This is a genomic window from Paracoccaceae bacterium, from assembly GCA_033344815.1.
GTDB lineage: Bacteria > Pseudomonadota > Alphaproteobacteria > Rhodobacterales > Rhodobacteraceae > Roseobacter.
In genome coordinates, this window is the sequence record JAWPMR010000001.1 from 2,832,122 (window position 1) to 2,857,114 (window position 24,993).

Consider the following 24,993-nt stretch of genomic DNA (forward strand, 5'->3'; position numbering starts at 1 on the left):
TAGTGTTGCCAAACCGGAGGATCGCAAATGCAAACCCGAACGCCCCTTATGACACCCGTGCTCATCGTCGGCTGCGTCATCATTGTTGTCAGTTTTGCGATCCGGTCAACGTTCGGGGTCTTTCAGATCCCGATTGCCGAGGAGTTTGGTTGGCTGCGCGCTGAGTTTTCGTTGGCGATTGCCATTCAGAATCTGGCCTGGGGTGTCGGCCAGCCGTTGTTTGGTGCTCTCGCAGAGAAAATCGGGGATCGAAAATCCATCGTACTAGGTGCCATCATATACGCCTTGGGGCTTATGCTGTCGGCGCAAGCGAGTACTCCGGTGGAACACCAGCTTTACGCTTGGCTGATCGGGTTTGGCATCGCGGGCACCGGTTTTGGCGTGATTCTGGCCGTTGTGGGGCGCGCGGCTTCCGATGAAAATCGTTCCATGTCGCTGGCAATCGTTTCTGCGGCAGGCAGTGGCGGACAGATATTCGGACCGCCGACCGCGGAATGGTTGCTGGGGTTCATGACATGGCAAAGCACATTTATGGTTTTCGCTGCTGCAATTATTCTGGTCTTGTTGACCTTGCCGATGATGCGCGCGCCGGCGATGGCAAGCAAATCGGAACTGGATGAAAGCCTCGGGCAGATTCTGGTAAAGGCGTTCCGCGACCCGTCCTATACGTTGATATACCTGGGGTTTTTCTCATGTGGGTATCAGATCGCGTTCATCACGGCGCATTTTCCGGCCTTTGTGACCGAGCTATGCGGTCCGATCACGCCGGGTGGCACCTTGGACAATATGGGAATCAGCACAACCTCCGCCCTCGGTGCGGTGTCGATTTCGCTGATCGGAATTGCCAACATCGCGGGGACCCTGCTGGCTGGTTGGGCGGGAAAACACTATTCAAAAAAATATCTGCTGGCGGGGATCTATACAGGCCGCACCATCATTGCGGCGCTGTTTATCATCTTCCCGATCACCCCGATGAGCGTCATTCTGTTTTCTTTCTCTATGGGCGCTTTGTGGCTCGCAACGATCCCGCTCACATCCGGACTTGTGGCGCATATTTATGGGCTGCGATATATGGGGACGCTTTATGGCATTGTCTTTCTGAGCCACCAGCTCGGTAGCTTTCTTGGTGTTTGGCTTGGCGGACGGATGTATGATGTCTATGGCGACTATACGTTTGTCTGGTGGGTGGGCGTAGGTGTTGGTGCTTTCAGCGCGATCATCCACCTGCCCATTCGTGAACGCAGATTGGAAGGGTTACGAACCGCTTAACCGTTCTGGTGCACGACACGGTCGATGTGTTCCAATACCTCGATCGTATGTGAATACGGCAGGCCGTGACCTGCACCCGCGATCACTTCGTTCTGAGCCCTTTCGTTCCATTCCTTAAGCGCGTCCGAGCACGTCAGAGGAATTATACTATCCTCTGCGCCCCATATCGCGAGCAGGGGGACGGCTTCCGTTTTCAGGGTGATCTGATCCTTTGACAGATCCTCGGACAATACACCCTTCAGACTTGACCTGACGGCGGAGATAAACCCACGTCTGTGCAGCTCTGCTTCCTGCATTGCGCTTATACCCTCAACGCTGGACGGCCCGCCTTGTTCTGCTGCAATCCCTTTTCGCAGAATAGACGGATAACGTTGCAGCATCAGCCATGCGCCGATGACAGGTGTAAGCGCAGCATATCCGGCGATGCCCTTGCCCAGTGGTTTCATGCCCGCCGGAGCCAGCAAAATAAGGTGGCGGATCCGGTCAGGCTGGCTGGCGGCAAATATGGCGGCAATGGCACCTCCCATCGAGTATCCGATAAGGGTGATGTTATCCTCAAGGTCCTGATCTGCGAGCAGATCTGCAAGTTGCTGCATGAAGAACGCGCGGTCCTGAACGCCGCGCACCCGATCAGAATACCCCCGCCCATAAAGGTCATAGACCAAAACGCGGTAGCCCATCAGGGCCAGACCATTGGCGAGCCCGCGCCACACAAAGCTCGGTGTAGTCAGGCCGTGTATACAAACCGCCACGGGCCCGTCCATTGGGCCGTACCATTGATAATGTGTGACGCCCTGAGACAATTTTGCAAAGCTGCCCGGTGCATCTGCGCGCGCCTTTTGATTCATCGGTTTGCGAATGGCTTCCTGCACCAACGGTTTTGCGATGATCGCGGCAACAATCAGGTAAAACCAGATCATGGCTTCGCGTTCCATTGATTCAGGATGTAACGGCTGGTCATCAGGTCGAGATGGGCACCACCGCCATTCTTGAACAGGGTGATTTCGTCATCGCCACCACGCTTGAAATCCTCAGGCGTGTAGTATTCTGCAACGATATCTGTCGCCTTGATCACGCCCGTTTCAATCGGGATCTTGATCTCACCGATGTGACCAACCGTCGTATCCAGACTATCCACAAAGACCCGTGCGCGCGTCATTGCGGTATTATCGACCTCGCGCATGTCAGGGCGATATGCTCCGATCAGATCAATGTGTTGCCCGGGTTGCAGCCAGTCTCCCCGGATCAAAGGCTGGGTTGACATGGTTGCACAGATGATGATGTCCGCATCGCGCACGGCGGTTTCAAGATCATCCATTGCCCGCAAGTTCGGGACCTTCGCGGCCAATGCCTGTGCGGTCCGGCCGGTCCTGTTCCAGATTGTGAAACTGGCCTGCGGAAAGGCGGCGCTATAGGCTGAGTGTAAACCCTGCGCCTGTGTTCCGGCCCCGACAATCAGGATGTTCTTGCTATCAGGGCGCGCAAGTCTTCTGGCGGCGAGCAGGCTGTCGCCTGCGGTCTTCCATTTGGTCACAAGATGGAAATCAATGATCGCCTGCAACGTGCCGTCATCGTCGGAAAAGAGCATGACGCCGCCGTTGATGGACGGGGTCGCAGTGCCGGTATTGCCCGGAAAAATCGTGGCGGTTTTCACCGCTGACCCCAGTCCGTTTATCCAGGCCGCGCGGTTCAACAAGGTATCTGGATCGCGGTAGAGAAACGTATCTGCAATCTCTGCCTTGGGCAGGAGATGCCCCGCCGCCAAAGCCTCTGTCAGGGCCAGCCAGTCGAGCTGGGCTTCGCCAGCCTCAAAGGGAATAACGGTGACGCTCATTGTGCTTCCTCGCGCAAAAGCAAGCCTGCATCGACAAGCCGGTCTGCCCAACCCTGCGGATCCGAAAAAAGATGCGTCTGCCAACCGTGCGATTTGGCCATATCGATGTTATCTGCGCGGTCATCTGCAAAAATCAGATCGCTCCCACTGAGGCCACATGTGGCTTCGACCTGACGGTAGATTTCCGGGTTGGGTTTGATCAATTGCATGTGGCCAGATATGAAATCACGGTCAAATTCTCGCAAGAACGGATAATGTGTCGCCGCGAAATCATGGCTGTCGATCCCAAAATTGGTCAGCGAAAATACCGGCACGCCCTTGGCTTTTAGCGCTTTCATCAAACGCACGGAATGTTCGATCACCGGGGTTGCCATTTCGATCCATCGATCATGCCACATGCGGATTTCATTACACCAATCAGGCGTTTTATCCGCCTGCGCATAAATGGTTTGCTTGAAGGGATGACCCAGATCGACCAGTTCATTCATGGCGTTCAAGTCCACCTCGCCAAACATCGCGCGGCGACGGGTCTCGCCGATCACGGCATCATAGAACCGCTCGGGTTGCCATTCGATCAGCACGTTACCGATGTCAAAAATGACCGCTTTGGGTCTCATTATGATCTCACTCAATGCATCAGGTTTTTGACTTGGCAGCGCGCAGGGACCGCTCTAATGCGTCCAGAAAACGGGAGCGGTCGGCCTTTGTAAAGCCTTTGCCGCCACCTTGTCGAAACGGATCAGCCGCGCGCAGATCGGACATCAGATCGCGCGTGGCCAGCACATTGCCGATGTTGGCCGACGTCAAAGGTTCGCCGTTGTGTTTGAGCACCTGCGCCCCAGCCTCCACGCATTTTGCGGCCAACGGAATATCCCCCGTTACCACCACATCGCCGGGTCCACAGCGCTCTGCGATCCACATGTCCGCTACATCTGGCCCATCCGGTACGATCACGGTTTCCACCAGCGGGTTTTGCGACGGGCGTAATCCTCCGTTTGAGACCACAAACATTTTGACGCGGTGTCGTGTGGCGACTTTTTCGGCCTCGGCTTTGACCGGGCAGGCGTCGGCATCAATGTAAAGCGCGCTCATGCGTAAAGCGCATCCGCGTGAAAGGCGACGTGCTCTTCCATGAAGGTCGACACAAAGAAATAGCTGTGATCATACCCGGGTTGCAAACGCAGCGTGGCTTGTTGACGGCGCGTGGCTATGGCCTCGGCCAGGGCTTCGGGTTTCAGCAGGTCGATGAATTGATCATTGGTCCCGGTATCAACGAGGATCGGTCCCTCAAAGCCTTTTTCCTGCATCAGGAGGGTCGCATCGTGACCGACCCATTTCGTTTCATCCGTGCCCAGATAAGCCGTCAGTTGTTTGCGACCCCAATCGCTGGCGGTGGGGTTGGAGATCGGCGCAAAAGCAGAGACCGACCGAAAGCGACCCGGCAAGGCCATGGCCATGGTGAGCGCGCCGTGCCCGCCCATGGAATGGCCCGTGATCGCCTGACGCGACATGTCGAGCGCGAAGTTGCGTTCCAGCAATGTGGGCAGTTCGGTGGTGACATAGTCCCACATCTGAAAGTGCGGAGCCCACGGGCTTTCGGTCGCGTTGATGTAAAAACCAGCGCCTTGTCCCAGATCATAAGCCTCGTCATCCGCAACGCCTTCGCCGCGCGGGGACGTATCGGGAAAGACCAGCGCGATGCCCTGTTCCGCCGCCCAGGCCTGCGCGCCCGCTTTGGACATCGCGTTCTCGTGGGTGCAGGTCAGGCCGGAGAGATACCACAGCAGGGGAACCGGGCCGTCATTGGCCTCTTGGGGCAGGAAAAGCCCGAAGGTCATATCGCAGGCGCAGCTTGTGGAGGGATGCGTGTAGACGCCCTGAGTCCCTGCAAAACAGGCATTTTCCGAAATGGTTTTCACGGCAGTCTCCTTGTGGTTGTTCCCTGATGGCTAACCTGTGTGACCCCGTGCGGCAAGCCCTTGTGGTTTATGTCGGTGCGAGCAATGCGATGATTCCACTGACTGTCAGGATGCTGACGGCTGTGGACACAAGGATTGCAGCCGAGACGCGGTGGGGGGCCACCCCGTAGTGCTGCGCCAGAATATAGACATTGCCCGCCACGGGCAGTGCCGCAGCAGCAATGATAACGGCAGCGAAATAGGGGTCTGCCGGAAAAAGATAGAGCACCCCAATGGCGACGAAAAGCGGGTGCAACCCGAGTTTGCAAAAGGTCAGCCAGCCCGCGATATGCAGGCGTTCTGCGGATTTTGTGGCAAGCGACGCGCCAATGGCAAAGAGCGCGCCGGGGGTGGCGGCGGCCCCCAAAATCGCTAGAAATTCATTGGCCGGTGCGGGGATGGGAATGTCGAAAAAGGACCATGTGAGGCCTGCAACAATGGCCATGATCATTGGGTTTTTGATTAGGCCAAGCCCAACCGTGCGTAGGATGCCCAGTTGCAATCGCCCATCGCGCGAGCCGGTGATGAGGATGACGATGAGGCTGGAAAAGACAATCAGATCAACGGCGAGCGCCATCATTACGGGCCCGATCGCGGCTTCGCCGAGCAGCAGGGTCAACATCGGCACACCCAGAAAACCGACATTGCCGATGGCTGCGCATTGAGCCTCAACGGCTGTGGTGGCAACATCCAGTTTGCGCAGATACCCCACCAGCGTGGCAATCAGATAGACCGCCATGGTGCCCGCCAGATAGCCCGCCACAAGGTTCGGATCCCAGACATCTGCAAGGGACAGGTTCGCGGAGAAGCGAAACAGCATCGCCGTGAGGGCGAAGTAAAACACGAACTTGGTGAGGTAAGCGGTGGCTTCTTCCGTGAAAAACCTTGTGTACCCTGCCCAATATCCCAAACCGATCAGGGCGAAAAAGGGAACAGTCTTGAAGAAGATTTCAATCATGCAGGGGTGTTAGAGCGAACCGCCCAGAGGCGCAAGTTACCCCGAACCGATCAGGACACCAGCCGCGAATACAAGAGCGCCGCCAACCACCACCTGCAACGTTGCACGCCAGAACGGCGTGTTCATGAAGCGGTTCTGGATCCATGCGATGGCCCAAAGCTCTACGAAGACGACGGCTATGGCGATGAGCGTGGCGGTCCAGAAATCAGTGATCAGATAGGGCAAAGCATGGCCAAGTCCGCCCACCGTTGTCATGATCCCAGAGGCAAAGCCGCGCTTGATCGGAGAGCCGCGCCCTGAGAGCTGCCCGTCATCCGAGGCGGCCTCCGTGAAGCCCATGGAAATGCCCGCGCCCACGGACGCGGCAAGCCCCACCAGGAACGTGGTCCATGTGTCCTGCGTGGCGAAAGCCACGGCAAAGATAGGCGCCAGTGTGGAGACCGACCCATCCATCAATCCGGCCAGCCCCGGTTGCACCCATGTCAGCAGGAATTGCCTGTGCGCGGCCTCTTCTTCGGTCTGGCGGGTGTCTGCATCAAGGTGTTCGGCCTCCAGATCGCCCGCCGTAACCTGATGCCCGGCCTCGGCTGCGGCGAGATCGCCAAGCAGTTTGCGCGTGGCGGCATCTGTGGCGTGGGCGGCAGCGTTGACATAGAAACGTTCGGCTTCCCGTTCCATGGCTTCGGCCTCAGCGCGGATGCGTTCCAGCCCAAGGTTTTCGATCAACCACACGGGGCGGCGCTGGTAATACCCTGCCACATGTTCGCGTCGGATCAAGGGAATGACATCGCCAAAACGCGCGCGGTGCATGTCAATCAAACGCTGGCGATGCTGGTCTTCTTCCTCCGCCATACCTTCGAAAACATGCGCTGAATCTGGATATTCAGCGCGCAGGGTCTCCGCGTAACCGCGATAAATGCGGGCATCATCTTCCTCGGAAGATATTGCCAGGGCCAGAACTTCTTGCTCGCTCAAATCGCGGAACCGCTTGCGGGAAAAGGAAAATCTCATAGATCACACCAATAACTTAGAATGGTTCTAATACAACTCACGTGATCGGGCAACCGCGTTTGTACACGTACCCCTGACAATTCGCTTGGAACTGAACGGTTCAGTTTATAGTGTGTTCGCGTACAGCCGGGGGCGCTATGACATCCACTGCCGAAATGATCCGCAAAGGGCGCAAGTTCGATCAGGTGCTGGAAGGCGCGCGGCGGGTTTTCATGGTCGATGGGTTTGAGGGCGCCAGTGTGGATGAGATCGCCCGCGCGGCCAGCGTATCCAAAGCGACGCTTTATAGCTACTTTCCCGATAAGCGGTTGTTGTTCATGGAAGTGGCGACGACGGAATGCCAGAAGCAGTCCCGTGACGCGCTCGACAGCATTGATATGGAGGCGGAACCGCGCGTGGTTCTGGTGCAGACAGGCAAGCATTTCCTGCGCTTTATCACCTCCAAATTCGGGCAACAGATTTTCCGGATGTGTGTGGCGGAATCCGATCGTTTTCCGGAGCTGGGACAGAAGTTTTATAACTCGGGTCCGGCTGTTTTTCGCGCCGAAATGGCTGCCTACTTCGAGCGGGCGGAGGCGCGCGGGCAACTGCGCATTGAGGACCGTATTCTGGCGGCGGATCAGTTTGGCGAGCTGTGCAAAGCAGACATCTGGCCGCGTTTGATTTTTGGGATGACCAAGAACGTCACGGCGGCTGAAATCGACCGCGTGGTGGCGAGTGCGGTGGAAACCTTCATGGCGCGTTACGGGGTCTAGCAACAGGACTCGACTCGCGACGATGCGCGTTCTATTTATTAGAACAAATAGTGAACAAACCTGCCCCTGCTTTATGAAAAATCGCCGTATTCTCTCGCTTTGGTTCCCGCATTTAGGGGCTGACCGGCTTTTGCGCCGGGAACCTCAGCTTGACGATGTGCCTTTAGGCGTGGTGCAGGAACAAAGTAACACGCAGGTGTTAACGTCTCTGAACCCCTGCGCGCTGGGCTTTGGGCTGCGGGTGGGCCAGCCTGTGCGCGACGCCCATGCCATGTGCGAAGGGCTGATCACGCGGACAAGATCGGTGCAGGGTGAGGCCGCTTTTCTGGCGTCAATCCAGCGCTGGGCGGGTAAATTCAGCCCCTGGGTCGCGGTTGAGGCGGAGGACGGTCTGGTGGTCGATCTGACGGGGTGTGCCCACCTGTTTGGTGGTGAGGAACCCCTGCTCGGCGTGGTGCAGCAGGACTGCAACGATCTGGGGCTTGCCGTGCGCATGGGTCTGGCGGATACGCGCGGGGCGGCCTGGGCGTTGGCGCGGTTTGCAGGGCAGGTGGCGGGCTCGCACCGCTCAGGCGATGCCATTGATCAGGAGGCCCGCGCCACAAGATCGCGCGCGGGCAAACGCCGCCATTGGACACGCGGTGGCACCGCGCCCGTGATCACAGTGGGCCGCGCGGAGGAAGCCCATCGCATCGCCGCCCCGGGACAGATGTATGGCGCGCTTGGTCCGCTGCCGGTGGCGGCGCTGCGGCTGGATGCGGAGCTGGTGGCGCAATTATCGCGGCTGGGTTTGCGCCGGATCAGTGACCTTCTGGGCCAGCCGCGCGCGGGTCTGGCGCGCCGGTTCGGACGGGGTCTGGTGATGCGCATGGATCAGGCGATGGGCTCTGCGCCCGAACCGGTTTCCCCGGCCAAACCGCCGGATCATTTCGCCGTGCGCCTGACCTTGCCGGACCCGATCGGGCTGGAAGAAGACATCCTCGCCGGATTGGATCGCCTGCTGCCGCGCCTGTGCGAAAGTCTTGAAAACAAGGGGCGTGGCGCGCGTCGTGTCCGGCTTCAGGCGTTTCGCAGCGACCACGGCATCGAAAGCATCGAGGTCGGTCTGGCGCGCCCATCGCGTGATCCGGACCGCATCCGCCCGCTGCTGGCGCTCAAGCTGGGCGAGATGGACGCGGGCTTTGGCATCGACATGCTGCGCCTTGAGGCGGTGCAATCCGAACCCATCCACACGCGCCGCGTCGTGGGGCATCTGGAGGCAGGTGCTGCGGTCAACAAACGCCTGACGCAGGACACCGCCCTTGAGGATCTGATCGGGCGCATCGGCGCGCGTGTCGGGCTGGAGGTGATCACACGGTATCACCCGGCCGCGAGCCACATCCCGGAAAAAACCAGCAAGGTTCTGGCCGCGGCATGGTCCGCCCCGCATGAGGGGGACTGGCCCGCCCCGAGCAACCCGCGCCCGCTGCTGATGTGGCACCCCGAACCGGTTGGCGCGCCCGATACACCCCGCATGCCGCAGACGTTTCGCTGGCGGGGTCAGACGCTGGAACGGGTGCGCGCGATTGGCCCCGAACGCCTTGCCCCGGAGTGGTGGCTGGAGGATCCAAACTGGCGCAGCGGCACGCGCGATTACTGGGTGACGGATACCACGGACGGCCAGCGGCTCTGGCTGTTTTATGCGCATGGCGGGGGGATGTCCTCTGGCTGGTTCTGTCAGGGGGCTTTCGCCTGAAGGTTAACGCCGCGCTCCCTGATGGGTACGAATCCTGGGTTAACGCCTGTGAAACAAGGGCTCTGAGCGCGGCACAACCCGTACACAACCTGTACACAAGCTGTACACCGAGTGTGCGCCGAAACCCCGATGAACAAGGCGCACGGTAAGGAGTATGACGCAGGGGTTAATGGCGGGAATGCGGGACTATGCGCCATTTAGCTGCAGCTGCGTCAATGACTGATACCAGCCCAAAGCAGACCCATGGTCTTAGACGCGAATTTACGATAGCCGACCTTCGCTGCGCACGCGTCAGGTGTCTCCCATTCAGATAAAGCCGCCTGTTGCCGATGCAGCTTTCGCTCACATAGAAAGCGTTCGCAGTTACAGCCGGGCAATCGCTTCGTCTTAGCCGCTTTCTCCAGAGCTGTCGTTCAACATGGTGATGAGACGTAAAACTCAAATTGCACCGTCACTATGCGGTACTAGAACAGTCGAGAGGTAGATATGGAAGACCTCAGAGAGACAGATTACACAATCTCGTTACAATAATCAACCGGATCAAGAAGAACATGAACACCTTTCATTTGTCTTCCGCGTGTCTGATAACTTGTATCAGATTAGACCTGAGAAGGTGTGTAGCTCCTGATTCCAAGTCCCTCAATAGGGTAAAATCGCCCACAGATCCGAAAATAAAATACTTCATGCTGTCATAGCTAGGATCATCCTTAACGCTCAGAACGTACAATCTTTGCTGCCCTCTACTTCTGCTCCAGTGGCTGAATTTTTCATTCCAACCGGCGTCAGACGCTACTGGAGTAACCGCAACTGACTTGAAAAATACAAAGATGGCACCCAAAACTGGAAGAGAAAGAAAGAACAGTATTTTTGGGGGAATGCTCCATATTGCCTTGTCCCAAAAAATGCGAAATTCTAGCTCAGCCAATTCGATGTTGCCCCTCGCTTCGCTTTCCTTGCTTGCGCGATACAAATTTCTAGCGTCCAGTGCTTCCCCATAGGTAAGAGCAGCAATAATAATAGACGAAAACAACATGCCAATAGACGCTGAACCAGAAATAATCATATCGCTCGGAGTAGCCAAGCTTAGATAATTATATCCTGAGAGATAAAACAGCATTGAGCTGTAAGCTACCCCCATAAATGTCAAATAAAACGTTAGCAAAGATACGCACACAAAGATCGCCTTAGTCGGATCAGCGAGTTCTTTTTTCAATGACTCCAACATGCATCAGTCTCCAATCCAATAAGTGGCCGAAAAATTGCGTTGTTGACGTGTCCGTAGAAGAGCACGCTGTAGCGTTTAATACCATGTTTAGCACATGTGGCAGCAGGATTTTGACGCTTCCACACTGCGCTCGCGCTCGGCTTTCGTCGAACGCTACACGAATGGCCGCTGTCGGGAAACGGGCCAAATTTTGCAAAGGTCGCTTTCTGCGCTGACTGCCGTCGATATAGCTGAAAACTATGGAACCTATGTGGCCATCCACGCCTATACCGACAGGTCGTATCAACAAGCGATTGATGCCGGTGTGCGCAGTTTTGAACACGGTTTTCTGGTGAGCGAAGACAGCGTGAAGCAACTGGCCGCCAAAGGCGAAGACGTCGTCTGGAGCTTCCAGTGCTATATGAGCGTCAATTCATTCGGTTCTTATGAAACCATGCCCGACTTCTTTACACATGAGCAAAAACTGAAAGGTGTTGCCGTTGGTGAAGGTGCGCGCAAAGCCGCGACGATGATGAGGGAGAACGGAGTTTTCATCATAGGCGGTGCTGATATGTTCGGCCAGGGCATTCAGGAAAAGGCCAAGGAAGATCTGGTCTGTCAAGTAGAGCAAGCTGGCTTCACGCCGGCAGAAGCATTGAAGCATTACACCGGAAATGCCGGCAAAGTGCTGAAATGGCACGGGCCGCTTGACCCTTATCCAACCTATGCTCTGGGCACCATCGCGCCAGACAGCTATGCCGACATCCTGTTGTGGGATGCCAATCCGCTGGAAGATATCCGCGTGATACTGGATGAGGACAATCTGCAACTGATTATGAAAGACGGTCGCGCGTTCAAAAACACGCTGGTCGATGCGGATAGCATTATGTATCGGCCTGTGCCTCGTAATCCGACAATCAATTCGTACCAGTGATCTAGGTGCAAACCTTTGCCACCGCGCAACACATTTGCGGTGGCAAAGGTTGATATCAAAGCAAATTCCGACGTGGTTCCTTTGATGCATTCGCCGCGCTTCGGATCCATGGCTGGTTTCAGATTGCCCGCCATTCGCTGTGACAGCCGCCAACTGGAAAGGTGCCGAGTTTGCCGACCTTCGTTTTCCGTCTTCGCCGATGCAGCGTGCATGTCACCGTGACACGCCCTGACGCGCGAAAGCAGTTATTGCGGAATGGTATTGGCGACACCGCTGTTTGACGCCGCCTGCGTTACATGGGCCTCAAGCTGGCTCTCCCTTATGGGCGCAACCTCTCGTCAGTGCCGATTAGATCTGTGCACAACGCCTGGTTTTGCCGACCCATGTTAAAGGCTGACGAGACGTCTGATGGCGCGCGCGCCTTGAACGGTTGGCGTAACGCCAGATGCCGCGGTGTTATACTTTGCCAGAGGGTGCGGTCTGGCAAAACAGCGCTTGCGCAAGCGCCTTTATGAGAAGGTCGACCCTGTGGTGTGGGACAACGCGCGAGGATCGACCGGTCTCAGGTTAAAAACTCATAACCGTTGTATTTGCGCCGACAATAGCCGCGCCCATCGCGTCAGGTGCCGCCGCAGTGACACCGTCGATAAGCGCAGTACCGTCCGTGGCTTTGCCTGGCAGATAGATGGCACAGACCTGAACTTTGAGACCCTTCTGCGCCATCAGCATTTTCATCAACCCCTGAGGGCTGGCGTCTTTGGGCGGCTGTCCCGCCGTCGCGGACACCGGCGCATCATTCAGCGCAATGTCACCTGCCGGACCACAAAGCAGGACTTCGGCTTCGGCTCCCGCACTCATCGCGTTCGCCGTCAGAACCATCGCCATCAATTGCGTCTGTGGCTCGGCTGAGGTCAATATGGTGATCAGCTTGTTTGGGTCCTCAGCCTGAGCAGCATTTGCGATGCCAAATGTAAGCGTGACGGCGGTGATTAGTTTCGAGATACACATATTTTTCTCCATTTCTGTGTTTGTAATCAGCTGTGAATGGCCAGCCGTATGGCGTAGGCAACGACCCCGAGCGCGGTGACGCTGATGATCCAGATTGCGATGAACCATCCAATTCTGTGCAAGGTGCTGGACCGCATCAGTGATACCCCTCTGCGGGATCAATTTTACCCCTGAACACCCAATAGGCATAAGCGGTGTAGGCAAGGATCATCGGCACCAGCACGACCGTGCCAACAAGTGCAAAGCGCAGGCTCTCGTCCGGCGCCGCAGCCTCAACAATGGTCAGGCTGGGTGGAACTATGTTGGGGTAAAAGCTGATACCGATCCCGACAAAGCACAGCACAAAGAGGGCGAGTGCAGCAAGAAAAGGTTGGCCGTCCTTACCCGCATTCAGCCCGGCAAACAGCGCCCAGGCTGCTGCCAAAACCGCACCCGGCAGGATGACACTGAAAACACTGCCCGGCAGAGTCAGCCAGCGTTGGAAATACTCAGGATCCTGAAACGGTGTCATGAGACTGACAACCGCGATGAACGTCAATGTGCCTGCTCCGAGATACCAAGCGTAAGCCTGCATCCGGCGTTGGAGCGCGTCCTCGGTCTTGAGAATAATCCAGGTCGCCCCCAGCAGTGCATAACCGACAACCACGGCGACACCGGTGAGGAGCGAGAACACACTCAGCCAGTCCCACCAGCCACCCGCATAGGCACGGTCTGCGACTTCGACGCCCTGAACCAATGCGCCGAGCGCGATGCCTTGCATGAATGCCGCAACGATAGAACCGCCAAAGAAGGCTGCGTCCCAAACTGGTTTCCAGCGTTCCGTCCGCCAGCGGTATTCAAAGGCCACGCCACGAAAAATCAGCGCCAGCAGCATCAGGATGATCGGAATATAAAGCGCGGGCATGATGACCGCGTAGGCCAGCGGGAATACCGCGAACAGACCCCCGCCGCCCAAGACCAACCATGTCTCATTCCCGTCCCAGATCGGCGCGATGGAGTTCATCATGGTCGCTTTTTCCCGCTCACCATCGGCGAAGGGAAACAGGATGCCCACACCAAGGTCGAACCCGTCGAGGATCACATAGGTCAGCACCGCAAAAGCGATGATGCTCGCCCAGATAAAGGATAGTTCAAACATCGAAGATACTCCTATGCGCCGGGGATTGCGTCTGGGTTGGTTTGGGCAACCGGTGTGATACCGGCGGTGCGAATGGGTCCGTCCTTGAGGCCCAGATGCGGTGTCGCGGCGGGATTGTTCATCATGCGCAGCAGGTAAAAAGTGCCCGCCCCGAAGACGAAGAAATAGACCAGGATGAAGGCGATCAGGGAGGCTGCGACCGCAGGGGCCGCGACGGGTGCCAGGCTGTCACTGGTGCGCAGAAGGCCATAGACGGTGAAAGGCTGACGACCGACTTCCGTGGTGATCCAGCCTGCAAGGACCGCAACAAATCCCATGGGTCCCATCACGATTGCTGCGCGGTGCAATAGGCGATCCTCGAACAGCCGCCCCCGCAATCGCCGCCACAGGCTCCATGCGCCCAACCCGAGCATTGCGAACCCAAGGCCCACCATGACACGGAAGCTCCAGAACACGATGGCGACGGGGGGTTCCGCATCATCAGGAATGGTGTCCAATCCGTCTAAGGGCGCATCCCATTGATGCTTCAAGATCAGGCTGGATAGGTGGGGAATTTGGACGGCATAATCCATGCGCTTTTCTTCCGCATTCGGGATACCAAACAGAATGAGAGGTGCGCCGTGGGGGTGACTGTCGTAATGCCCTTCCATCGCCATGACTTTGGCAGGCTGATGTTCCAGCGTGTTGATGCCATGCATGTCACCAGCAAGGATTTGTAGCGGCGCGACGACAACAAGCATCCACATCGCCATGGAGAACATGCGCCGCGCGGGCCTGTCTTCGCGGTTGCGCAGCAGATGCAATCCGCCGACACCGCCAACAACCAGGGCCGTCGTCAGATAGGCCGCAAGAACCATGTGGGTCAGGCGGTAGGGGAACGACGGATTAAACACGATTTGCCACCAGTCTTCGGGAACAAACTGTCCAAGTTCGTTGACGCTGTAGCCTGCTGGCGTTTGCATCCATGAGTTCACTGAGAGGATCCAGGTCGCGGACATCAGTGTGCCAAAGGCAACCATGGCCGTCGCGAACATATGGAGCTTGTCCCCCACACGCGCGCGTCCAAACAGCATGATGCCAAGAAAACCCGCCTCAAGGAAAAAGGCCGAGAGCACCTCATAGGCCATAAGCGGCCCCAGGATCGGCCCGGTTTTATCCGAGAACACCGACCAGTTCGTGCCAAACTGGTAGGACATGACAATGCCTGACACGACACCCATTCCGAACGCCACTGCAAAGATCTTCTTCCAGTAGGTGAACAGCGTCAGATACGTTTCATCCCGCGTTTTCAGCCACAGCCCGTTCAGCACCGCAAGGTAGCTGGCAAGGCCGATGGAAAAGGCGGGAAAGATGATGTGGAAGGAAACGGTGAACGCAAATTGTATGCGGGCCAGTGTCTCTGCGGTCATATCGTCGAACATGAGTTTTGCCTTTGTGGAAGTGCCGGGTGCCCTCGCAACACGCGAGGAACCCCAGAGTATCTTTAGTCTGTGCGCCGATCAAAACAGGCGGCTGTGAGTGCACTGTCTTCGTTATGGTCAACCAGTGTGATCCCTGTTTTGGACCGCTCAAGAAACGCCTCTTTTGAGACCTCGCCATCATTGAGGCCGAGGGTCAGGCTTTCTTGCATACGCCCTCCGCCTTTGCGCTGGCCCCGCGCGTCGTTTTCCATGTCAGCGGCGCGCGTTTCATCGAACAGCACATACTCTTGCGCGTCCGAAAGGTCGCTTGGGTTCCTGATCGAACAGAGTGAAAACATCACTGCGACGCTCGATGATCTTGGTAAACCTTACACTGCCCTTTTGATCCGGATCCCAGTTCTCGATGAAATGAGATCCGGGCGTGTTTTCAGCAAATGCCGCAAGGACGGTTACTGTGATCATTTTGGTTCCAGTCCGAGTTCGGGTTGATTAAATTCTGACGGTGCGCAGGTACGGACGAATTGTGTCAAACCCCTGTGGGAACGCATTGGTCGCATCCGTATCTGAGACGGACGGTGGAATGATCACTTTTTGACCCGGAACCCAGTCAGCAGGCGTCGCAACTTTGTATTTGTCACCCGTTTGAAGGGCGTCGATCACACGTAAGATTTCATCAAAGTTGCGCCCGACGCTCATGGGATACGTCATTGTAAGACGAATTTTCTTACTCGGATCAATGATGAAGACCGAACGTACTGCGGCGGTCTCGCTCTCGCTTGGGTGGATCATGTCGTATTGCTTGGCGATGGTCAGATCGGCATCGGCAACAATCGGAAATTGCAGATCAGTGTTTTGCGTGTCGTTAACATCATCAATCCATTTGATGTGCTCGCTCACCGTATCTGTAGAGAGGCCAATGGGCTTCACGCCGCGTTTGGTGAACTGAGCAGATAGCTGAGACGTGCGGCCCATTTCCGTCGTGCAAACAGGCGTGAAGTCAGCCGGGTGGCTAAAGAAGAACGCCCAATCATCCCCAAGCCAGTCATGAAAACGGATCGGGCCTGTTGTCGTATCTGCTGCAAAATCGGGGGCAGTGTCGCCAATTCTGAGTGTCATCGCGTATTTCCTATATTTGAAATAGTTCTTTTATACGATCTAACGCATGCTCTTTACAAAAGCAATACTTTGAATGTATCTTTTAGGTGCGACAACAGGATGCATCCATGAAACTGACCAGTTACACGAACTACGCCATGCGCTCTTTGCAGCTTGCGGCCCTCAAAGCACCGGAGCTTGTGCGGATTGATGACGTGGCAAAAATCCACAATCTGTCCCGCCCCCACATCATGAAAATCGTGCATGAACTGGGCAAGGCTGGATACCTGGAGACCGTTCGGGGTCGCAGCGGTGGGTTCCGCCTCGCCCGTCCCCCCGCGGAAATAAGTGTTGGGGATGTCGTGCGGATCACCGAAGGCCCGCTTGATGTGGTCGAGTGTTTCAATCCAGAGAAAAACACCTGCCCGCTGATGGGCATCTGCATCCTGTCCAAAAAGATCCAAGAAGCGACAGCTGCGTTCATGGCCGTGCTTGATGATTTGACGATTGCCGATATCGCGGCCAATCGCGGTCAGTTGATGGACCGCATCGCCCCGCTTGAAATCCCCCGTATCAAGAAAGCTGCGTCATGAGCGACACATCAGAATGGGTCGAACGTTTCCCTGGCTTGTCGCGTTTGGATCAGGCGACGAAACATCTGCTTGTGTCACAAAGCGGGGTTGTTACCGTTCCAAAAGGAGCCACGATCTTTGGTCCGGGAAATTCGCCGGAAAACATGCTGTTTCTTCTGGAGGGTACAGTACGTGTCAGTCAAATGTCCGACACAGGCCACGAGATTGTCCTTTACCGGATCGAGGCAGGTCAAAGCTGCGTCCTGACCACCGCCTGTTTGTTATCCTATGAGGATTACTCTGCCACGGGAATCTCCGAGACAGCTGTGCGTGCCGCCGCTGTACCCCGCGCTGTGTTTGATGATTTGGTGTCTCAGTCGAAACCGTTTCGCGACTTCGTTTTTGCCGCTTTTTCGAAACGTATCACAGACTTGTTCCTCATGATCGATGAAGTCGCTTTTCAACGGCTTGATGTTCGGCTCGCGGATAAGCTGATCAAGTTATCAGGTGGCGAAGATAGCGTTGCAACGACCCACCAGAGGCTGTCTGTCGAGTTAGGTACTGCCCGCGAAGTCGTCTCGCGTCAGCTACAGGAATTCCAGCGACGTGGATGGATTGAGCAGGCCCGTGGAAGCGTCAGCATCTTGAATCGCGTGCAGCTTCAACAGCTGGCGCAACACAACACGTAAAGAAAAATTAATACTTGGTGACATTGTCACCAAGAGTCCGGGGCCCAAAGGGCTATTCAGAATGTAGCTTTAGGAGGAGATAAAGAAATGACTGCGAATCTTGGCAATGTAGATCGAATTTTTCGCCTTGTTTTGGGGCTTGTCCTGCTGGCAGCCCCGTTCATCAGTGGGCTGGCGTTGTTCAATAGCAGTGCTGCCACCATCATCAGCATCATTGCTGGATTGGTCATGGTGGGCACATCGGCCATGAAGTTCTGCCCGCTTTACCGCATCTTCGGCATTCGGACCTGTAAACTGTGATGGAAACCGCATTTACACCTTTCCAGTCGCTCGGGGGTGGGGCCTTGATTGGTCTTGCCGCCGTGTTGCTGATGGCCACGTTGGGCCGGATCATGGGTGCGACAGGTATTTTGGCGGGCCTTTTACAGCCGACCAATATGTCAGACTGGTCATGGCGCGCAGCCGTCTTGGTCGGCATGATCTCTGGGCCTCTTGCTGTGATGGCGGTCACCGGCCAACTGCCCACAGTGCAGGTTCCCATCTCGACGCCAATGCTTGCGATCGGTGGCTTTATCGTTGGGATCGGCGTCACATTCGGCGCCGGGTGCACATCAGGCCACGGTGTCTGTGGCATGGCACGTGTGTCCCCACGATCTATCGTCGCTACGCTGACCTTCATGTTGACCACCGCGATCACTGTTTACGTGATCCGCCACGTTATCGGAGCCTGAACCCATGCGTCTGATCCTTTCCTACGTTGTTGGCCTGATTTTTGGTGTGGGTATTTCGATCTCCGGCATGGCAAACCCAGCCAAAGTTCTGAACTTCTTTGATATTGCAGGTACTTGGGATCCAAGCCTTGCGTTTGTCATGGGCGGTGCGTTGGCTGTTACCGCATTGGGCTACCATTTCATCTTGCAACGACCTGCACCGATTTTGGCCAATGGTTTCCACCTCCCAACGCGGCGCGACCTCGATCTGCCCTTGATCGGTGGTTCAGCTGTTTTCGGTGTTGGATGGGGTATCGCAGGTTTTTGCCCTGGCGGCGCTTTGCCAGCGATTGGCACTGGGCGAAGCGAAGTCCTGATCTTTGTCGCAGCCCTTATCGCAGGCATATTTGCGGCGAAGTTCATCCAGTCTCATCGCCCTGCGAGACGGACTGCATGATGGCCATCTTACGGCGAAATCCCAGCCGTGTTGCGCTGATGGCGATTGTCGCACTGACGGTTGGCGTCGGGGGCGCGTACTTTGCAATGCCCATGCATCACAGTGATACTGTCGCGCATAGGCACGGTGCCCATGGCGGTGGCCATGACGAAATCAATATGCCAGGCCTGCGCGGTGAAAACGCAAGCCCTGCGGAAAGCGAAGAGATCGCTGTGCTGTTTCGCGGTTTTGACACAATCACCCGCGAGGTTACGAATTTGCCGAATGGTATTCGGACACTCACCGCATCGACAGACCAAACCGTCATGGATGCATTGGTGAACCACTCGGTCGGTATGATTGATCGTGTAAGCCAGTTGAATGACCCCAAAATCATCATCCAAAGCCCGACCTTGGATATCTTTTTTCTGCGCGGCGATGGCATCTCCTCAAATGTGGAAATGACAGATGCAGGCCTTTTGGTGGTGCAGACATCCGATGATCCGGAATTGGTGGCTGCGCTACAAACCCACGCCGCCGAAGTAACCGCGATGGCTGATAAAGGCATGCAAGCTGTCCACGAAATGATGATCGCGCGCGCAGAGAGCCAATAGGCGCAAACTGCCCGTCCTGAACGAACGGAGAATGAAAATGACCTACCCTGTAAATATGTCCGTCAAGCCAGATGTTTCCGCCCATTTTGATCAGCAAACCAATACGATTACCTACATCGTCAAAGACCCGAACAGCGACCATTGCGCGATCATCGACAGCGTCATGGACATCGATTATGCCGCTGGCCGGATCACGTATGAGGCCGCTGATCGTCTGATCGCCGAGATCAAGGAACGCGGCCTTACGGTCGATTGGATCATCGAGACCCACGTCCATGCTGACCACCTGAGCGCGGCGCCTTATCTTCAGGACAAGCTGGGCGGCAAAATCGGCGTCGGCGAAAAAATCATGGTGATCCAAGAAACATTCGGCAAGGTTTTCAACGAAGGCACTGAATTCCAACGTGATGGATCGCAGTTTGACGCGCTGTTCAAAGATGGCGACACCTATATGGTTGGCGGTATGCAGGCGTTTGCCATGTACACCCCCGGTCACACGCCAGCCTGCATGGTCCATGTGTTTGGCAACGCTGCATTCGCAGGGGATACGCTGTTTATGCCTGATGGCGGCTCCGCGCGCTGTGATTTCCCCGGTGGCTCTGCGAGTGAGCTTTACGACAGCATCATGAAGGTTCTGTCCCTGCCCGATGAAACCCGTTTGTTCATGTGCCACGACTACGGCCCGAACGGGCGCGCAATACAGTGGGAAACGACAGTGGCCGAACAAAAGGCCGACAACATCCACGTCGGTGGCGATAAAACCCGCGATGATTTCATCAAGTTCCGCACCGAGCGTGACGCACAGTTGGATATGCCCAAGCTGATTATCCCATCGCTTCAGGTCAACATGCGCGCAGGCGAGGTGCCAAAAGATGACGACGGCAATCCGATGTTGAAAGTACCCGTTAACGCAATTTGAGCGCGGAGAGAGACCCATGGAAATCAAAACACTGACCGCTGGCCTTTCGGTGAGCGAACAAATCATGCCAAGCGACATGCAAGCGATCAAGGATGCTGGTTTTCGCGCGATCATCTGCAACCGTCCTGACGGTGAAGGGGCCGATCAGCCGACGTTTGAGGAAATCGCCAAGGCCGCAAAGAAGCTTGGAATTGAAGCGTCTTACCTGCCGATCGTTGCGGGAAAGGTGTCTGACGATGACGCTGCGGTCTTCGACAAAGGGCTGACAGAGCTGCCTGGTCCTGTTCTGGCATACTGCCGGACGGGCACCCGATCTGCCACCTTGTGGTCCTTGTCACAGGCCGGCAACCGCAACCTTGCCGATATTCTCGCAGCAACCAAAGCCGCGGGGTATGACATGGGCGGCGTTGTGAGACGCATTGTGAACGGTGGCAAGACGCCCACCGACATGGGTGACGCAAGCTACGAGGTGGTCATTGTTGGCGCAGGTGCTGGTGGTATTGCAGCGGCTGCAAGCCTCAAGGCGCGTAAACCGGGCCTGGAGATCGCGATCATCGATCCTGCCGACATCCATTACTATCAGCCGGGCTGGACGATGGTTGGTGGCGGTATTTTTGAACCAAAGCAGACCTCGCGCACCATGGGGTCGTTGATTCCGCAGGGTGTGCATTGGATTCAAGCGGCGGTGGCCGCATTTGAACCGGAAAACAACGCCATCATCCTCGATGGCTGTCGCGTTGTTAAATACACGCGGCTGATCGTCTGCCCCGGTCTCAAGCTGGATTGGAACAAGGTCGAAGGTCTGGTGGACACGCTTGGCCAGAACGGCGTGACGTCCAACTATCGCTATGATCTGGCCCCATACACATGGGAGTTGGTGCAAGGCATGACAGAAGGCCGCGCGATCTTTACGCAGCCCCCAATGCCAATCAAATGCGCAGGGGCGCCGCAAAAGGCGATGTATCTGTCAGGTGATGCCTGGCACCGGCGTGGTGTTCTGAAAAACATCGATATCCAGTTCAACAATGCGGGCGGGGTTCTGTTCGGGGTCAAAGACTATGTTCCGGCTTTGATGGAATATGTCAAAAAATACGATGCATCGCTAAATTTCTTCCACAATCTTGTGGCCGTAGACGGTCCTGCCAAAAAAGCGTGGTTTGATGTGGCCCGGCCAGATGCACCTGTTGAGCGGGTCGAGATGGAGTTCGACATGATGCATGTCTGTCCGCCCCAAACCGCGCCCGACTTTATCCGTGTGTCCCCTCTCGCGGATGCCGCAGGCTGGATTGACGTGGATCAGGCGACTTTGCGTCACAAGACCTATGACAATGTCTGGTCGCTTGGCGATGTTATGAACGCGCCCAACGCAAAAACTGCTGCTGCCGCGCGCATTCAGGCCCCGATCGTTGCCGAAAATATGGTGGCCGACATGCGGGGCGGATCCCCGGTTGCACAATACAACGGATACGGATCCTGCCCGTTGACCGTAGAGCGCGGCAAGATCGTTCTGGCTGAATTTGGCTATGGCGGTACAATCCTGCCAAGCTTTCCCAAGGCGCTTGTGGATGGCACCAAACCAACGCGCGCGGCGTGGTTCCTGAAAGAGAAAATGCTGCCACCTGTTTACTGGAAAGGCATGCTCAAAGGCCGTGAATGGATGGCAAAGCCTGAAAAAATCGCCGCTGAGTAGGCTCATGACTGTCCCTGTTGCGAACAACAGGGACAGTCAATTTATCTGGACAAGTCCCATGACATTTACACGCTTCCTGCCCATTCTGACGTGGGGTCGGGCCTACGACCGGTCCGCCTTGTCCAACGATCTGATCGCGGCTTTGATCGTCACGATCATGTTGATCCCGCAATCGCTGGCCTATGCGTTGTTGGCAGGTTTGCCAGCAGAGGCGGGGCTTTATGCCTCAATCGTGCCGATCCTGTTGTACACTGTTTTTGGCACCAGCAATGCCCTGGCGGTCGGTCCAGTAGCTGTCGTGTCGCTGATGACCGCAGCCGCCCTCAGCAACATCGTGGAGCAAGGCACGATGGGCTATGCCGTGGCCGCCCTGTCACTTGCCGGTCTGTCAGGTGTGATGCTGGTGGCAATGGGTCTCTTCCGCGTGGGGTTTGTTGCCAACTTCCTGTCGCATCCTGTCATCGCGGGTTTTATAACGGCGTCAGGTATTATCATCGCGGCCAGTCAACTCAAACACATCCTTGGCATTGAAGCGCACGGGCATAATTTGCTGGAACTGGTGACGTCACTGGCGCAGCATATGCACGAGGCGAACTGGATCACAGCGATTATCGGCATCACTGCGACAGGTTTTCTGTTCTGGGTGCGCAAGGGGTTGAAGCCGCTGTTGCAACGCATGATGCTTGGTGCCGGTCTGACAGGTGTGCTGGTCAAAACCGGACCAGTAGCGGTTGTGGTTCTGACCACGTTAGCAGTCTGGGGCTTTGGTCTGGCCGATCAAGGCGTTAAGATTGTGGGGGATGTGCCGCAAAGCCTGCCCCCGTTCACCCTGCCGTCCTTTTCTCCTGCACTGCTGAACCAACTCCTCCTGCCAGCCTTCCTGATCTCGATCATTGGCTTCGTTGAGTCGATCTCGGTGGCACAAACTCTGGCGGCCAAGAAACGTCAACGCATTGACCCCGATCAAGAACTGATCGGTTTGGGCGCTGCAAACATTGGCGCATCGCTCACAGGGGGCTTCCCGGTCACGGGTGGGTTTTCGCGCTCTGTCGTGAACTTCGATGCAGGTGCGCAAACGCCAGCAGCGGGCGCGTTCACGGCTGTTGGGCTGGCGATTGCCGCAGTTGCGCTGACCCCGCTGATTTACTTCTTACCGAAGGCAACACTTGCCGCGACCATCATCGTGGCCGTCCTCAGCCTCGTTGATTTCTCGATCCTCAAGCGCAGCTGGTCTTACTCCAAGGCGGACTTTGCCGCTGTTTTGGCCACGATCCTGACGACGCTCTTTCTTGGCGTCGAACTGGGTGTCTCTGCGGGTGTCGCTCTGTCTATCCTGCTTCACCTTTATGGATCGTCCAAACCGCATATCGCCGAAGTCGGTCAGGTGCCCGGCACAGAACACTTCCGCAATATCCTGCGCCATAATGTGATCACCGAACCCAGTGTCGTCACCCTGCGTGTTGACGAAAGCCTGTATTTTGCCAACGCGCGCTACCTTGAGGACAAGATCCAGACCCGCGTCGCGGGCGATACCCATGTGCGCCACGTGATCCTGCAATGTTCGGCCATCAACGAAATCGACCTCAGCGCGCTGGAATCTCTTGAGGCGATCAACGAACGCCTGCGCGAGATGAGTGTCCACCTGCACCTTTCCGAAGTTAAAGGCCCTGTCATGGATCGTTTGAAGGAACAGCATTTTTTGCAGGATATGACGGGCAAGGTATTTCTGTCACAATACGAAGCCGCACGATCATTGTCCGCCTCTTGTAGCGAACCCGCTTTATAAGAACGAACGGCTGGTTTTTTGCGCCACTTTAGCTTGTAAAAGCTGCGTGTTGCGGCAAGCGCGCAGCGGAAAAACGCAGTTTCTGCTCCGGGCTCAGGAAGGTCATCGCAAATATCAAACAATCACAACCGCTTCGGGACCATGAACGGCACCAGCCCTTCGTCACCGTTCCTAAACGTCGATCCGTTCTGCGATACTCAGCGCGTCTTCCAGTTCGACCCCCAATTATCGGATGGTGCTATCAACCTTGGTATGGCCAAGCAGAAGCTGAACGGCGGGCAGGTTACCTTTCTTGCGATAGATTGCCCCCCCCTGCGTTCGGCGCATCGAATGGGCGCGATAACCGCTGGGGTTCCAAGCCAATCGAGACAACCCACTCCCGAACCAGACGTCCTTACTGGCGTGTTGAAACGTGCGGGCAATCATGAAAACGGTTGGGAAACATGAATTGGCATCCGATCATTTCAGGACGACCGATCCAGTTAGCCACAGTTTCCCGCGTGTTTTCAGCCAGTTAAAATTGCACAGGCCTGTTCGTTTTGCTTTGAACGACGAAAACGCGTTCACGAACCCTGTCCTCGTTAAGAAGATCCGTGACCTTAAGCCCAACGAAGTCACACCCGCGCAGCTTGCTATCAATTGCAACATTGAACAAAGCGAGATCGCGGAGATTGCCAGCGGGTTCGAGGCGCGCACGGATCGCCATGACCTGTTTGGGAAGGAGCGGGTGCTTTTGCCCGACCAGACGGTATTTATTCGAGAGTCTGCGTTTCGGGGTGACGGCAGGAAGTTGGACTCTCGGTAAGGCTGCGCGAAGGCAAAACCGGTCATTAATGCGGGCCGCACAGAGAACAAGATACGCAAAGATCAAGTTGCGGACCTGGTTTTCCTTTGATGGGATTGGTTCAAGACTGGCTTTGCGGCGTCTTTGTCGTTTCAAGCAAAGCAACAATTTCCGAACAGTTCTCGATTTTTCCTCCACAACAATCTGCGATCAAGAATTGGACAAGGGCGTTCACACTGGCAAGATTTGCCGCGTAGTGGATTTCACGTTGGTGGCGGGTCGCCTGAAGCACACCTGCGCGTTTCAGAATGGATAGATGGCCGGAAAGCGTTGATGGTTTCGTTCCCAGCTGCCTTGAGATTTCTAAGGCTGGCAAGCCTTTGGGGCCAATCCTGACCAGCAGCCGGAAAGTCTCCAGCCTTGTGGGCTGCGCGAGTGCCGCAAATGCATCGATGGCATTGGATTGATCCATA

The 24,993-nt window shown here is 56.2% G+C and carries 28 protein-coding genes and 1 pseudogene; 13 read left to right on the forward strand and 16 right to left on the reverse strand.

Annotation, left to right across the window (positions count from 1 at the left end; genetic code table 11):
- Nucleotides 1-27: 27 nt before the first annotated feature.
- A complete protein-coding gene (locus tag R8G34_13110; GenBank protein ID MDW3223805.1) occupies nucleotides 28-1,269 on the forward strand; it encodes an MFS transporter in 1,242 nt (413 codons plus the stop codon).
- Here the strand turns inward: R8G34_13110 and R8G34_13115 are convergent.
- The 7 genes from R8G34_13115 to R8G34_13145 all read right to left on the reverse strand — a co-directional run bounded on the left by R8G34_13115 (nucleotide 1,266) and on the right by R8G34_13145 (nucleotide 7,030).
- A complete protein-coding gene (locus tag R8G34_13115) occupies nucleotides 1,266-2,204 on the reverse strand; it encodes an alpha/beta hydrolase (protein MDW3223806.1) in 939 nt (312 codons plus the stop codon). The genes R8G34_13110 and R8G34_13115 overlap by 4 nt on opposite strands.
- Nucleotides 2,186-3,103: an ornithine cyclodeaminase gene (locus R8G34_13120; protein MDW3223807.1), complete on the reverse strand. Its 918-nt coding sequence runs from the start codon at nucleotides 3,101-3,103 to the stop codon at nucleotides 2,186-2,188. Before R8G34_13120 ends, R8G34_13115 begins: the two co-directional genes overlap by 19 nt.
- Entirely contained in the window at nucleotides 3,100-3,720 is a 621-nt protein-coding gene (locus R8G34_13125; GenBank protein MDW3223808.1) for an HAD family phosphatase, read from the reverse strand. The genes R8G34_13120 and R8G34_13125 overlap by 4 nt, the downstream gene beginning before the upstream one ends.
- Nucleotides 3,721-3,739: 19 nt before the next feature.
- Nucleotides 3,740-4,195, reverse strand: coding sequence for a YaiI/YqxD family protein (locus R8G34_13130; GenBank protein ID MDW3223809.1), 456 nt, complete (start codon nucleotides 4,193-4,195; stop codon nucleotides 3,740-3,742).
- Nucleotides 4,192-5,022, reverse strand: a complete 831-nt coding sequence (gene fghA, locus R8G34_13135; protein MDW3223810.1) for an S-formylglutathione hydrolase — start codon at nucleotides 5,020-5,022, stop codon at nucleotides 4,192-4,194. Before fghA ends, R8G34_13130 begins: the two co-directional genes overlap by 4 nt.
- Nucleotides 5,023-5,089: 67 nt before the next feature.
- Nucleotides 5,090-6,019, reverse strand: coding sequence for an AEC family transporter (locus tag R8G34_13140; GenBank protein ID MDW3223811.1), 930 nt, complete (start codon nucleotides 6,017-6,019; stop codon nucleotides 5,090-5,092).
- Nucleotides 6,020-6,055: 36 nt separating this feature from the next.
- Entirely contained in the window at nucleotides 6,056-7,030 is a 975-nt protein-coding gene (locus R8G34_13145; GenBank protein MDW3223812.1) for a ferritin family protein, read from the reverse strand.
- A gap of 137 nt (nucleotides 7,031-7,167) precedes the next feature.
- Between R8G34_13145 and R8G34_13150 the strand changes: the two genes are divergently transcribed.
- Nucleotides 7,168-7,785 carry a TetR/AcrR family transcriptional regulator gene (locus R8G34_13150; GenBank protein MDW3223813.1) on the forward strand — a complete coding sequence of 206 codons (618 nt, stop codon included), beginning with the start codon at nucleotides 7,168-7,170 and terminating at the stop codon, nucleotides 7,783-7,785.
- Nucleotides 7,786-7,858: 73 nt separating this feature from the next.
- On the forward strand, nucleotides 7,859-9,520 hold the full coding sequence (locus R8G34_13155; protein ID MDW3223814.1) for a DNA polymerase Y family protein: 1,662 nt from the start codon (nucleotides 7,859-7,861) through the stop codon (nucleotides 9,518-9,520).
- Nucleotides 9,521-10,082: 562 nt separating this feature from the next.
- On the opposite strand, the gene R8G34_13160 is transcribed toward R8G34_13155, so the two are convergent.
- A complete protein-coding gene (locus R8G34_13160; GenBank protein MDW3223815.1) occupies nucleotides 10,083-10,745 on the reverse strand; it encodes a hypothetical protein in 663 nt (220 codons plus the stop codon).
- Nucleotides 10,746-10,839: 94 nt separating this feature from the next.
- Between R8G34_13160 and R8G34_13165 the strand changes: the two genes are divergently transcribed.
- Nucleotides 10,840-11,658, forward strand: coding sequence for an amidohydrolase family protein (locus tag R8G34_13165; protein MDW3223816.1), 819 nt, complete (start codon nucleotides 10,840-10,842; stop codon nucleotides 11,656-11,658).
- A 567-nt stretch (nucleotides 11,659-12,225) separates the two neighbouring features.
- On the opposite strand, the gene R8G34_13170 is transcribed toward R8G34_13165, so the two are convergent.
- The 6 genes from R8G34_13170 to R8G34_13195 form a co-directional block, all read right to left on the reverse strand.
- Nucleotides 12,226-12,666, reverse strand: a complete 441-nt coding sequence (locus R8G34_13170; GenBank protein ID MDW3223817.1) for a hypothetical protein — start codon at nucleotides 12,664-12,666, stop codon at nucleotides 12,226-12,228.
- Nucleotides 12,667-12,692: 26 nt separating this feature from the next.
- On the reverse strand, nucleotides 12,693-12,803 hold the full coding sequence (locus R8G34_13175; GenBank protein ID MDW3223818.1) for a DUF2474 family protein: 111 nt from the start codon (nucleotides 12,801-12,803) through the stop codon (nucleotides 12,693-12,695).
- Entirely contained in the window at nucleotides 12,803-13,804 is a 1,002-nt protein-coding gene (cydB, locus tag R8G34_13180; GenBank protein ID MDW3223819.1) for a cytochrome d ubiquinol oxidase subunit II, read from the reverse strand. The genes R8G34_13175 and cydB overlap by 1 nt, the downstream gene beginning before the upstream one ends.
- Before the next feature lie 11 nt (nucleotides 13,805-13,815).
- Nucleotides 13,816-15,225, reverse strand: coding sequence for a cytochrome ubiquinol oxidase subunit I (locus tag R8G34_13185; protein ID MDW3223820.1), 1,410 nt, complete (start codon nucleotides 15,223-15,225; stop codon nucleotides 13,816-13,818).
- Nucleotides 15,226-15,287: 62 nt separating this feature from the next.
- A complete protein-coding gene (locus R8G34_13190; GenBank protein MDW3223821.1) occupies nucleotides 15,288-15,563 on the reverse strand; it encodes a hypothetical protein in 276 nt (91 codons plus the stop codon).
- 151 nt (nucleotides 15,564-15,714) lie between these two features.
- Nucleotides 15,715-16,341 carry a peroxiredoxin gene (locus R8G34_13195; protein ID MDW3223822.1) on the reverse strand — a complete coding sequence of 209 codons (627 nt, stop codon included), beginning with the start codon at nucleotides 16,339-16,341 and terminating at the stop codon, nucleotides 15,715-15,717.
- Between the two features lie 107 nt (nucleotides 16,342-16,448).
- On the opposite strand from R8G34_13195, the gene R8G34_13200 reads away from it, so the two are divergent.
- The 9 genes from R8G34_13200 (at nucleotide 16,449) to sulP (ending at nucleotide 23,736) form a co-directional block, all read left to right on the forward strand.
- Nucleotides 16,449-16,913 carry an Rrf2 family transcriptional regulator gene (locus R8G34_13200; GenBank protein MDW3223823.1) on the forward strand — a complete coding sequence of 155 codons (465 nt, stop codon included), beginning with the start codon at nucleotides 16,449-16,451 and terminating at the stop codon, nucleotides 16,911-16,913.
- Nucleotides 16,910-17,581, forward strand: a complete 672-nt coding sequence (locus R8G34_13205; protein MDW3223824.1) for a Crp/Fnr family transcriptional regulator — start codon at nucleotides 16,910-16,912, stop codon at nucleotides 17,579-17,581. Before R8G34_13200 ends, R8G34_13205 begins: the two co-directional genes overlap by 4 nt.
- Nucleotides 17,582-17,668: 87 nt before the next feature.
- Nucleotides 17,669-17,881: a DUF2892 domain-containing protein gene (locus tag R8G34_13210; protein ID MDW3223825.1), complete on the forward strand. Its 213-nt coding sequence runs from the start codon at nucleotides 17,669-17,671 to the stop codon at nucleotides 17,879-17,881.
- On the forward strand, nucleotides 17,881-18,312 hold the full coding sequence (locus tag R8G34_13215; protein ID MDW3223826.1) for a YeeE/YedE thiosulfate transporter family protein: 432 nt from the start codon (nucleotides 17,881-17,883) through the stop codon (nucleotides 18,310-18,312). The genes R8G34_13210 and R8G34_13215 overlap by 1 nt, the downstream gene beginning before the upstream one ends.
- Nucleotides 18,313-18,316: 4 nt before the next feature.
- Nucleotides 18,317-18,748, forward strand: a complete 432-nt coding sequence (locus R8G34_13220; GenBank protein ID MDW3223827.1) for a DUF6691 family protein — start codon at nucleotides 18,317-18,319, stop codon at nucleotides 18,746-18,748.
- Nucleotides 18,748-19,341, forward strand: coding sequence for a hypothetical protein (locus R8G34_13225; protein MDW3223828.1), 594 nt, complete (start codon nucleotides 18,748-18,750; stop codon nucleotides 19,339-19,341). Before R8G34_13220 ends, R8G34_13225 begins: the two co-directional genes overlap by 1 nt.
- A 37-nt stretch (nucleotides 19,342-19,378) precedes the next feature.
- A complete protein-coding gene (locus R8G34_13230) occupies nucleotides 19,379-20,260 on the forward strand; it encodes an MBL fold metallo-hydrolase (GenBank protein ID MDW3223829.1) in 882 nt (293 codons plus the stop codon).
- 16 nt (nucleotides 20,261-20,276) lie between these two features.
- Complete coding sequence (locus R8G34_13235) at nucleotides 20,277-21,950, forward strand: TIGR01244 family sulfur transferase (GenBank protein ID MDW3223830.1); 1,674 nt, start codon at nucleotides 20,277-20,279, stop codon at nucleotides 21,948-21,950.
- Between the two features lie 58 nt (nucleotides 21,951-22,008).
- Nucleotides 22,009-23,736: a sulfate permease gene (gene sulP, locus R8G34_13240; GenBank protein MDW3223831.1), complete on the forward strand. Its 1,728-nt coding sequence runs from the start codon at nucleotides 22,009-22,011 to the stop codon at nucleotides 23,734-23,736.
- Nucleotides 23,737-23,961: 225 nt separating this feature from the next.
- Here the strand turns inward: sulP and R8G34_13245 are convergent.
- Both R8G34_13245 and R8G34_13250 read right to left on the reverse strand, forming a co-directional pair.
- Nucleotides 23,962-24,442, reverse strand: a pseudogene (locus R8G34_13245) (tyrosine-type recombinase/integrase).
- A gap of 199 nt (nucleotides 24,443-24,641) precedes the next feature.
- The gene (locus R8G34_13250; protein MDW3223832.1) at nucleotides 24,642-24,992 is read right to left on the reverse strand and encodes a metalloregulator ArsR/SmtB family transcription factor; all 351 of its coding nucleotides are present in this window, start codon (nucleotides 24,990-24,992) and stop codon (nucleotides 24,642-24,644) included.
- Between the last annotated feature and the right edge of the window lies 1 nt (nucleotide 24,993).